General features: G+C 31.6%; 8 protein-coding genes. 6 read left to right on the top strand and 2 right to left on the bottom strand.

Annotated features, from left to right (window positions below; genetic code table 11):
• Positions 1 to 316: Na+/H+ antiporter NhaC family protein (locus ACQ3F0_RS25110; protein ID WP_428868544.1), on the top strand; the 316-nt coding region annotated here is incomplete at its 5' end.
• 85 nt (positions 317 to 401) lie between these two features.
• On the opposite strand, the gene lacZ is transcribed toward ACQ3F0_RS25110, so the two are convergent.
• Together lacZ and ACQ3F0_RS25100 are read right to left on the bottom strand one after the other, a co-directional pair.
• Positions 402 to 3,518 (bottom strand): beta-galactosidase, LacZ type, encoded by a 3,117-nt coding sequence (gene lacZ, locus ACQ3F0_RS25105; protein WP_428868543.1) that lies wholly within the window; start codon positions 3,516 to 3,518, stop codon positions 402 to 404.
• Between the two features lie 315 nt (positions 3,519 to 3,833).
• Positions 3,834 to 4,400, bottom strand: coding sequence for a glycerol-3-phosphate responsive antiterminator (locus ACQ3F0_RS25100; protein WP_428868542.1), 567 nt, complete (start codon positions 4,398 to 4,400; stop codon positions 3,834 to 3,836).
• A 331-nt stretch (positions 4,401 to 4,731) separates the two neighbouring features.
• Between ACQ3F0_RS25100 and ACQ3F0_RS25095 the strand changes: the two genes are divergently transcribed.
• The 5 genes from ACQ3F0_RS25095 to ACQ3F0_RS25075 all read left to right on the top strand — a co-directional run bounded on the left by ACQ3F0_RS25095 (position 4,732) and on the right by ACQ3F0_RS25075 (position 10,472).
• Positions 4,732 to 5,508 carry an SDR family oxidoreductase gene (locus ACQ3F0_RS25095; RefSeq protein WP_428868541.1) on the top strand — a complete coding sequence of 259 codons (777 nt, stop codon included), beginning with the start codon at positions 4,732 to 4,734 and terminating at the stop codon, positions 5,506 to 5,508.
• Positions 5,509 to 5,549: 41 nt separating this feature from the next.
• On the top strand, positions 5,550 to 6,986 hold the full coding sequence (locus ACQ3F0_RS25090; protein WP_428868540.1) for an FGGY-family carbohydrate kinase: 1,437 nt from the start codon (positions 5,550 to 5,552) through the stop codon (positions 6,984 to 6,986).
• A gap of 258 nt (positions 6,987 to 7,244) precedes the next feature.
• Positions 7,245 to 8,687 carry an FAD-binding oxidoreductase gene (locus tag ACQ3F0_RS25085; protein WP_428868539.1) on the top strand — a complete coding sequence of 481 codons (1,443 nt, stop codon included), beginning with the start codon at positions 7,245 to 7,247 and terminating at the stop codon, positions 8,685 to 8,687.
• Positions 8,688 to 8,700: 13 nt separating this feature from the next.
• On the top strand, positions 8,701 to 9,522 hold the full coding sequence (locus ACQ3F0_RS25080; RefSeq protein ID WP_428868538.1) for an electron transfer flavoprotein subunit beta/FixA family protein: 822 nt from the start codon (positions 8,701 to 8,703) through the stop codon (positions 9,520 to 9,522).
• On the top strand, positions 9,519 to 10,472 hold the full coding sequence (locus ACQ3F0_RS25075; protein WP_428868537.1) for an electron transfer flavoprotein subunit alpha/FixB family protein: 954 nt from the start codon (positions 9,519 to 9,521) through the stop codon (positions 10,470 to 10,472). Before ACQ3F0_RS25080 ends, ACQ3F0_RS25075 begins: the two co-directional genes overlap by 4 nt.
• Positions 10,473 to 10,486: the final 14 nt, after the last annotated feature.

Below are 10,486 nucleotides of genomic sequence, written 5' to 3'. Positions count from 1 at the left end.
ACTTGCAAGTTTAATCGATATATCAACAGCAAATAACACTATTGCAATAGTATCAGCTGGTCCTTTGGCAAAAGACATAACAAAGGAATATGATATAGATCCAAGAAGAACAGCAAGTTTACTTGATATTTTTGCATCAGCATTTCAAGGAATAGTTCCTTATGGTGGACAAATATTAGTTGCAGCAGGATTAGCAAAATTATCTCCAGTTGAATTAGTTCCATATAGTATATATTCAATGTTAATGATTGTGTTTGGAATACTAGCAATAGCATTAGGAATTCCAAACTTTAAAAGAAAAGTAGATAAAAGGTAGATTTATCATAAAGGAAATTAAATGAGCCCATTAGAGCAAGTGATTCTAATGGGTTTTTCTTATTTAGTATAATCTAGCTTTACATTTATTTCAAAACACTATCTATTGTAAACGAGTATTCATAGTTTCTATTTGCATAAAGTGTGAAATCTGGATGAGTTTTAGCTTGCCAGCTATCGTCTCCTCCTACACCCATTTGCTTGTAATTCACTCGTACTACAACTTTATCTATTTTAGGAAGTTTATAAGGGTGATCATATTTTTCTAATTCATGAGGTGTATAAGGGAGGGCATTAATCTCTAAAGTAGACTCACCACTAAACACTATACCTCTATTATTATCATCTTTTACTTCCATGTATCGAACATCAACTTTATTTCCACATTCTTGTGGTGCTAAATATTGTACGAATTGATTTTCAACTTTTCCTTTATATATACCAATTTTTGCACCGGTTTTCTTATCCCAATAGCTTTCATGAGGTCCTCTACCATACCATTTTAGATTTGAATATGTTTTGTCTAATATAAACATCATGCCAATCTCAGGGATCTCAGGAAGTTCGTTACCAGGAGTTAGAGATAACGAAATTTTAATTTTTCCTTTAATATCAATAATATTTTTTACTTTTATGAATGAACTAGTTCCTTTAAGAAAGTATTCAGAAATTATGATTACTTTTTCTTCAGAATCCTTAACTGATAGTGCTATAAGTTCTCTGTTACTACCCTCATTTTTCCAAATAGCACATCTTTGCGGAAGGTTATTTCCTTTATCATTATCAATTGATGCTCTCCAGAAATTAACTTTGGGAGCTTCTTTAATTAGTTCTAATCCCTTTGCATAATAAGATATTAAATCTCCTGTTGCAGTACTATATTTAACTGTAAAATCTTCTCCACTAACTATTAATAGGTTATTCTCTTCAACTAATATTAATGCTTTATCTTCGATGACATCGTTTTTCTTAACTTCATCTTTAATTTTTATAGTAGGTAATATAAATTGCTCAAAAGCTATTTCATGACCACTTTTACACCAAATTGTAGCTTTTTTCATAGAACAACTTATCGTTAGAACATATTCATCTGTAGTTTTTACTTTTTTATCAAAGCTATATGGAATTTGGATTACTTTTTCACTTAAAGGTTCCAATTCCATTAAAACATGTCCATTAGCTATTTCAAGTCCATTATTTGCTATACTCCATATAAAGTTGAAGTTATTTAAATTTGTAAAAAGAAATTTGTTTTTTACATTTATTTTTAGATTTAAAATATCTTCCTCTTTAAAAGCTATATTTTGATAGCACTTTTTTACTTCATAAATCTTAGGGCTTACTTTTCTATCAGCAAATATTAATCCATTTCCGCAGAAGTTGCCGTCATTAGGTGTATCTCCAAAATCCCCACCATATGCCATGTACTCAATACCATCTTCAGTTTGTGTTTTTATAGCCTGATCTATCCAATCCCAGATAAATCCACCTTGGAGAACAGGATATTTGTCAAATTGTTCGGTATATTTGTATAGATTACCGCAGGAGTTACCCATTGCATGAGCATATTCGCAAAGAATAAATGGTTTCTTTACATTTTTTAATGCGTAATTTTCATTGTAATCTGGAGTAGTATACATTGTGCTTTCAATATCTGTACATGCTTCTGATTCTCTATAGTGAAAAATGCCTTCATAGTGTACTAGCCTTGAAGAATCTTTCTCCTTTATAAAATTATACATTTTTAAAAAATTATCTCCTCCGAAAGATTCATTACCTAAGGACCAAATGACTATTGAAGGGTGGTTTTTATCTCGTTCTACCATAGAATTACATCTATCTAATAGAGCAGGAGTCCATTCTTTTTTGTTTCCTGGTACTGTTTCGCATAGTCCAATCTGGCCATATTCCCAGGACCCATGAGTTTCTAAATTATTTTCATCAATAACGTATAATCCATATTTATCACATAAATCATACCATAAAGGCTGATTAGGATAGTGTGATGTTCTCACTGAGTTTATATTATATTGCTTCATAAGCAAGATATCTTGGAGCATTTCATTATATCCAATGGATCTACCCTTAGCACAAGAAAATTCATGTCTATTTACGCCTTTGAAGACTATTCTTTTACCATTAATAAGCATAAGTCCATCTTTTAATTCAAATTTTCTAAAACCAACTTTTGAGCTTATAGTTTCAATTATTTTGCCATCTACTTTTAGAGATAATACTAATGTGTATAAGTTTGGTATTTCAGCACTCCATTTTTTTGGTGCATCAACCTTCTTTGATACCTTAAAATTAATAGTGTCTATATTACCTATATCTAAATCATAAATTAAAGTTTCATCAAAAATCATATTATTTTTTTTGTCATAAAGCATTGCTTCAAAAACTAAGTTATCACAATCGTTTTCAAAATAGTTTTCTACTTCTACATCTATTTTTATTTCTCCATTTTCATAGTTGTCATCTAAAGTTGTAAGTGCAAAGAAGTCATAGATATGGAAATCAGCAGTAGAATACAGATAAACATCTCTAAAAATCCCGCTCATTCTCCAAAAATCCTGGTCTTCCAACCAACTTGCGTCGCTCCATCTATAAACCTCAACAGCTAATTTATTTTTACCTTTTTTCAAGTAAGGTGTTAAATCAAATTCAGATGGCGTAAAACTATCTTGACCAAATCCTACAAATTCTCCATTAATCCAAAGATAAAAAGCCGATTCAACTCCTTGAAAGCTTATATGAATAGGGTTACCATGCCAATTACTTGGAACTTCAAAATTTTTAACATATTGACCTACTGAATTATATTTTATTGGTGCATAAGGCGGTTTTAAATTTTCGTGCCCGACCCACGGATAAGTAACATTAGTATATTGAGGAATACCGTATCCTTCTAATTGCCAATGAGAAGGTACTTTTATTTCATTCCATTTACTTGTATTAAAATCTTCATTGTAAAATTCTTTATTTCTTTTTTCGATGTCATCCGAATAACTAAATTTCCATTGTCCGTTCAAACACATATAATGCTTAGATTTCTTTGCATTACCCTCTAAAGCTTCATCAATTGAATCATAAGGCATAAGTGAAGCATGGGCTTTCATTCTATTGACTTGAAAAATTTCAGGATTGTTGTTCCATTCAGGATAACCATTTTTGGGTGCTACATATTTAAATTTTTTTACCATATTATCTCTCCTAAAATTTGCGGAAAGCTTACTTTTTAAATAATCTTAATAGTAGGTAAATTAGTTATAACTTAAAATTATAAAATGTAAACTTGTTCGTTATTTATAAATATATTAATATTATATTTTATACAGTATTATATTAATAGAGAAATATTTATTTAATTATGTAGTAAATTGATTTAAGAAAACTCAAAATTGAGAGACTTATATGGATTGTAAATGTTCAAACATATTGAAATTAAAGAGCTTAATATTGATATAAAAACAACCCAGCATAAATGCTGAGTTGAAGTATTTTAGATTAATAAAGGATTACATTGTCCAAACATCCGTATTAGTTGTAGAAATAGCAGTTGCACCTGCATTTAATGCAGCAATAGCATCTTCTTTGTCACAAACTAACCCACCAGCAATTACAGGTACTTTAACCTTATCCATTACCCATCCAATTACTTTTGGCATACAACCTGGTAAAATTTCAATACAATCAGGTTGAGATTGAGCAATTAGCTTAGTTAGATTGTGAAAAGACATTGAATCAACAAGGAAAAACCTATGTATCGCATAAATACCATGTGTTTTTGCTGATTTAATCATATGTGCTTTAGTACTAATAATGCCATCAGCTTCAGTGTGCTTTTTTACAAAATCAATAACAACATCTTTATGAGAAGATCCTTCTAACAAGTCTACATGTATAAAGGCTAGTTTGTTAGAATCTTTCACCTTCTTAACTATATCGCCTATGTTTACAATATTTCCGTAAAGTATAAAAACAATAGTACATTCAGACTCAATTACTTTATTCAATCCTTCATCATTTTTAACACAAGCTACAATAGGGTTTTCTTCTAATGATTCCAAAAACTTTCCGGCCATGGTATCCTCCTATAATCTTTTTTATGGAATATTTATAATATTACGTCATATTATACAGCATTATATTATAAAAATAAAGTCCTTAATTGTATTCAGAACTAGAAGCTTAATATTCAGAAATCATCAGAAAATATTTACGAATAGGAAAAAAACTATTGACAATGAATGAAAACGATTATATACTTAACTTAGTTACTAGAGTATAGAGGAAAGTAACTTCCTAGCGGGAGTATACTTTTCTCTATTTTTTTTGGTTGCATGGAAACATTTTGTATTAAAACATATTAATATAAAAAAAGATATAAAAAGTATAAAAAGAGGAGGTAACAAAATGAATATTACAGACTTTTCAATGGATTTCTTTTCTTTAAAAGGTAAAAATGCAATTGTAACGGGTGGAAATACTGGTTTAGGACAGGCTTTTGCTTTAGCTTTAGCAAAAGGTGGAGCTAATATATTTGTTCCAAGCATTATGGAGGATGATGGAACAACGAAAGAGTTAATTGAAAATGAAGGCGTTAAAATGGAATTTATGAAAGTTGACATAACAGAGAAGGACGCACCTAAGAGAATAATTGAAGGTTGTGTAGAAACTTTTGGCTCAGTAGATATACTAGTAAATAGCGCAGGTATTTGTAAAATTGCTTCTGTACTAGAATTTGGAAGAGATGAATGGGACCCAATGATAAGTGTTAACTTAACTGCAGCTTTTGAATTAAGCCATGAAGCAGCTAAATATATGATTCCACAAAGAAGTGGAAAAATTATAAATATTTGTTCGTTGTTCTCTTTCCTTGGTGGACAATGGTCTCCAGCATATGCAGCAACTAAACATGGACTTGCAGGATTCACAAAGGCGTATTGTGATGAACTAGGGCAATATAACATTCAAGTAAATGGTATTGCACCAGGCTATTATGCAACGGATATAACGTTAAAGACAAGAAGTAATCCAGAAACAAATCAAAGAGTACTTGATCATATTGCTGCTGACCGTTGGGGAGAAACAATGGACTTAATGGGAACTACAGTATTCTTAGCAAGCAGAGCTTCTGATTATGTCAATGGTCATATATTAGCTGTTGATGGTGGTTACTTAGTGAGATAAAACAGTGTACAGTACACATTTAACAGAAAGGTTGTTGAAGTATGATGACAAAAAAATATATTATTGGTGTTGATGGTGGCTCCCAAAGTTCAAAAGTTGTAATTTTTGACCTTGAAGGAAATATTATTTGCGAAGGCAAGCAGAAACTAAAGCCTATGCATTTAGCAGAACCAACAGTTGTAGAGCACCCTGATGATGATTTGTGGGATTCAATTGTAGTTGCTAGTAAAGAAGCTATGGAACGTTTCCCAGGAAATGTTGAAGATATAGTTGGTTTAGGATTATGTACTATTCGTTTTTGTAGATGTTTATTAAAAGTAGATGGAACTTTGGCACAACCTGCTATGAGTTGGATGGATGCAAGAGTTTCTAGACCTCATGAGGAAGATAATCCAGAAGTGGCATATGTTACTACTACATCAGGTTACATTACTCATAGGTTTACTGGAGAATTTAATGATACAGCAGCAAATTACCAAGGGGTATGGCCAATGGATACGGATACATGGCAATGGCTTGAAGATGATGAAGAGTTCAATAAATTTAATATTAGAAGAGATATGCTTTTTAATTTACAAATGCCAGGGTCTATTTTGGGTCATGTAACTGAAAGTGTGTTTAAGGCTACGGGAATACCAGCTGGTATTCCAGTTGTGGCAACAGCTAACGACAAAGCAGTTGAAGCTTTAGGAGCAGGTGTTTTATCAGAAAAAACTGCACTAGTTTCTTTAGGTACATACATAGCTTCTATGATTCATGGACATGATAATCCAAAGGGAACAAGTAATTTTTGGACTAACTTTGCCTCAACTCCTAACAATTATCTATACGAAAGCTTTGGAATCAGAAGAGGTATGTGGACAGTTAGTTGGTTCAAAGACCTATTAGGTGATGATATTGTAAAAAAAGCAGAAGAACAAGGGATACCTCCAGAAGAATTATTAAACAGAGAAGCTTCAGATGTTCTAGCAGGTAGTGATGGGTTAATGACAATTCTAGATTGGTTGGCGTCACCAAGCGAACCTTACAAAAAAGGTTTAATGATAGGCTTTGATGGACGTCACAAAAGAGCTCATATGTATCGTTCTATTTTAGAAGGAATTGCTTTGACTATGAAAAATCATGTTGATGCAATGTGTGGTGAATTAGGAATAGAACTAGAGAATATAGCTGTTTCTGGTGGGGGTTCGAATAGTGATTTGTTTATGCAAATATTTGCAGACGTATTTGGATTAGAAGCTAGGAGAAATGTTGTGAATGGTTCAGCAAGTTTAGGATCAGCAATTTGCGTTGCAGTAGCAATAGGAGTGTACAAAGACTATGAAGAAGCTATTGAAAAAATGGTAAAGGTAAGAGATGTATTCTATCCTAATAAAGATAATACTGAACTATATAATAGAATGAACGAAGAAGTATATAAGAATATCACTATTCATACTGACGAAGTGTTAAAAAATTCTTATCCTATTTTCGAGTAATTTATAACATATTATCTAAATAAATGAATTTATACAAAATGATGAAAATTCATTGACTTATTTCATTATAAATTGTATACTATAGGTAGTTACTAGAGCAGAGAGAAAAGTAACTTCCAATTGGAAGGTTACTTTTCTCTCTTTTTTTTGTGTAAAAATTTGAGAATTGAATGTTATCATATATAGAAATTTAGCTAAATTCATTTTATATATCAATTATCATTATTAATTTAGATTATGGAAGGTGGAGTGTAAATTATGGTTTTAAGTAGAGAACAAATTGTAGAAGATTTAAAAAGAATTCTAACTGAAGAGAGAGTTATAACTGACAAAGAAGTTTTAAAGAGAAGTAGTCATGACCGTTTTAGAAAATTACAAGATATATATGATATTTTTGAAATGCCAATCCCTGCAGCTGTTGTAAAAGTAAGAAGTACAGAAGAAGTATCACAAATTTTAAAATATATGAATGAAAATAAAATAAATGTTGTACCAAGAACTGGTGCATCTGCAACAGAAGGTGGATTAGAAACTGCTGTTGAAAATTCAGTTGTTGTAGATGGTTCTGAAATGAACGAAATAATAAAAATAGACAAGTATAATATGCAAGCAACTGTACAATGTGGTGTTCCACTAGAAGTTCTTGAAGAAAAATTACGTAAAGAAGGATTAACAACAGGACATTCTCCACAATCAAAACCTCTTGCACAATTTGGTGGACTTGTTGCAACTAGAAGTATTGGACAATTCTCAACTTTATACGGTGCAATTGAAGACATGGTAGTTGGACTTGAAGCAGTTTTTCCTAATGGACAAATTACTAGAATCAAAAATGTATCAAGACGTGCCTGTGGGCCAGATATAAGACATATAATCATCGGGAATGAAGGAGCTCTTTGCTATATAACAGAAGTTACAGTTAAAATATTTAAGTATCGTCCAGAAAATATATTATTCTATGGGTATACTTTAGATAATATGGAAACTGGTTTTGAAGTTTTACGTGAGGTTATGGTAGAGGGGTACAAACCATCTGTTGCTCGTTTGTATGATCCAGACGATGCTGATTACCACTTCCACTGGGCTAATAGCAAATGTGTACTTATCTTCACAGCTGAAGGACCAAAAGCTATAGCAGAAGCTACAGGAAATGCTATTAAAGAAATTATTGAGAAACATGAAGAGTGTAAGAGAGTTGATGATAAACTAATTAAAGTATGGTTTGAAAACTTAAACTGGGACCCAGCAAAAGTTGCTGAAGAAAGAGTGGAAATAGTCGAGACTAATAATATGGGATTCACTACTGAAATTTCAGGTACTTGGAGCAATATTCATGACATTTATAAATCTGCAGTAGAAAGAATAAGAAATGAAATCCCAGACATGACTTTAGTAGGTGGACACTCTTCTCATAGTTATGCTAATGGAACAAACTTGTACTTTGTATATTATTATAATCTTGTTGATTGTAAGCCAGAAGAAGAAATGGATAAATACCATAATCCAATTCAAGACATAATTGTAGAAGAAACATTAAGATATGGTGGTTCTATGGTTCATCATCATGGAGTAGGAAAACACAGAACTCACTTTATCAAAGAAGAATATGAATCATCTTATTATATTCTTGAAACATTAAAGAAAGCATTTGATCCAAACGGAATAATGAATGCTGGAACAATAATACCTTTAGAGAAATAGGAGTGTAAGCACTATGGATATTTTGGTTTGTTTTAAAATAGTGCCTGATTTAGATATGTTATCAAGCAGTGATTGGGTTGTATCCAGTCACTGTGAGGTAGATACTAGCTTTGCAAAGCCTATGTTTAACTTATATGATGAAGCAGCTTTAGAGTTAGTTTTAAAACTAAGAGACCAGGCAGAAAATAAAATTGAATCTTTGAACCTTACAGCTTTAACTATAGGAAATAGCTTTGCGGATAGATTCTTGAAAAATCTATACGCACTAAAATACCATAATGCAGTAAGAGTTAATTATGAAGAAGATATTAGGTTCAATTCTCCTTTTGTAGCTAAGATAATTAGTAATTACATTGAAAAAGAAGGAAAAATAGGAATTGTTGTCTTAGGAAATCAGAGTGGTGTAGGTGATAATGGAAAAACTCCCTTTATACTTGCAGAATTGCTAGGAATACCTCTTATTTCAGGGGTAACAAGTATAACTCCTAGCGAAGAAGAAGGTTATTTTACTGTGATTTCTACTAAGGATGATATAAAAATAAAACAAGTTGTTAAGGCACCAATAATTCTTTCTGTTGGAAATATTCAAAGTGCCTATTTAAGGGTTCCAACACTAAAAGATAAGATGGCTGCTAAGAAAAAAAGAATTAAAATATTAGATTTAGAGCATTTAGGAATAGAAAAAGAAAAAAAAGAAGAAGAAAATGATGTAACACTTATAGATATCTTTTATGAGAAAAAAGAAAGAGTTTGTGAAATAGTAGAAGGAGGAGACGCCAAAGAAAAAGCTAAAATCCTTTATGAAAAGTATTTGAAAGAGAGGTTGGCAGAATGAATATTGCAGTTGTAATAAATGGATGCTCGGCCTCATTAAAGAAAGAAATTGAAGAATTGAATAGTTTTATTAGTAGATTTACCAATAGAAATGATGAAATTGAAGCATGGATATTGATGCAGGAAGAGATAGATAAAGATGCTATTAAGTTTGTAGATAGAATAAACTATGTTAAATTTATAAGAGCTAATTCAGTTTATTTAGCAGAAGAGTATTTAGAACTTCTGGAAAAAACATATGAAAGTAGTAACACTGATTTATTGCTGTTTGGAAGTGGGTTTTTTGGCTGTGAGCTATCAGTGCGACTAGCTTATCGCTTATCAGGATCTTCTTGTATAGGTGTAAGAAACTATAGTTTAGAAAAAGAAAATTTAGTTGTAGAAAAGCTAATATATTCAAATAACCTTACAGCAAAATTAATGATGAAAAAAGCACCTTATTGCATATCAATTGCAAAAGGGTTTAAAGATAAAATAGAAACATTGGAAGAATTACCAAAATACATTGTACTAGACTATAATACAAAGGCTTTATATCCGTGGATAAAGAGTTATGATGTAGAACTTACCCCAAAAGAAGATGGATTAACTTCTGCAGACATTGTTGTTGCAGTTGGAAGAGGTGTAGGGAACAAAGAGAACCTACAAAAAATTGAAGAGTTCACTCAGGTGATAGGGGGAGAACTTGGAGCCAGTCGTCCCGTTGTTATGAGTGCGTGGACTGGTATGAAAAAATTAATTGGTGCATCAGGCAGTATAGTTTCACCAAAAATATGTATTGCTATTGGAGTTTCAGGAGCAGCAGCATTTCATATAGGAATAGAGAAAAGTAAGTGGATTGTTGTTATAAACAATGATGAAAGTGCACCTATTCTTAAGGGAGCAGATGTGGCAATTGTTGGGGATTACAAAGAGGTTGTAGAAGAAGTGATTAATTTAATTAGTGATTGAATAAAAGGTGGTGA

This window comes from Clostridium sediminicola (assembly GCF_050402865.1).
Lineage (GTDB): Bacteria > Bacillota > Clostridia > Clostridiales > Clostridiaceae > Clostridium_AF > Clostridium_AF sediminicola.
Note: the sequence above shows the minus strand (reverse complement) of the source record. Positions and strands in the feature narration are given on the sequence as shown.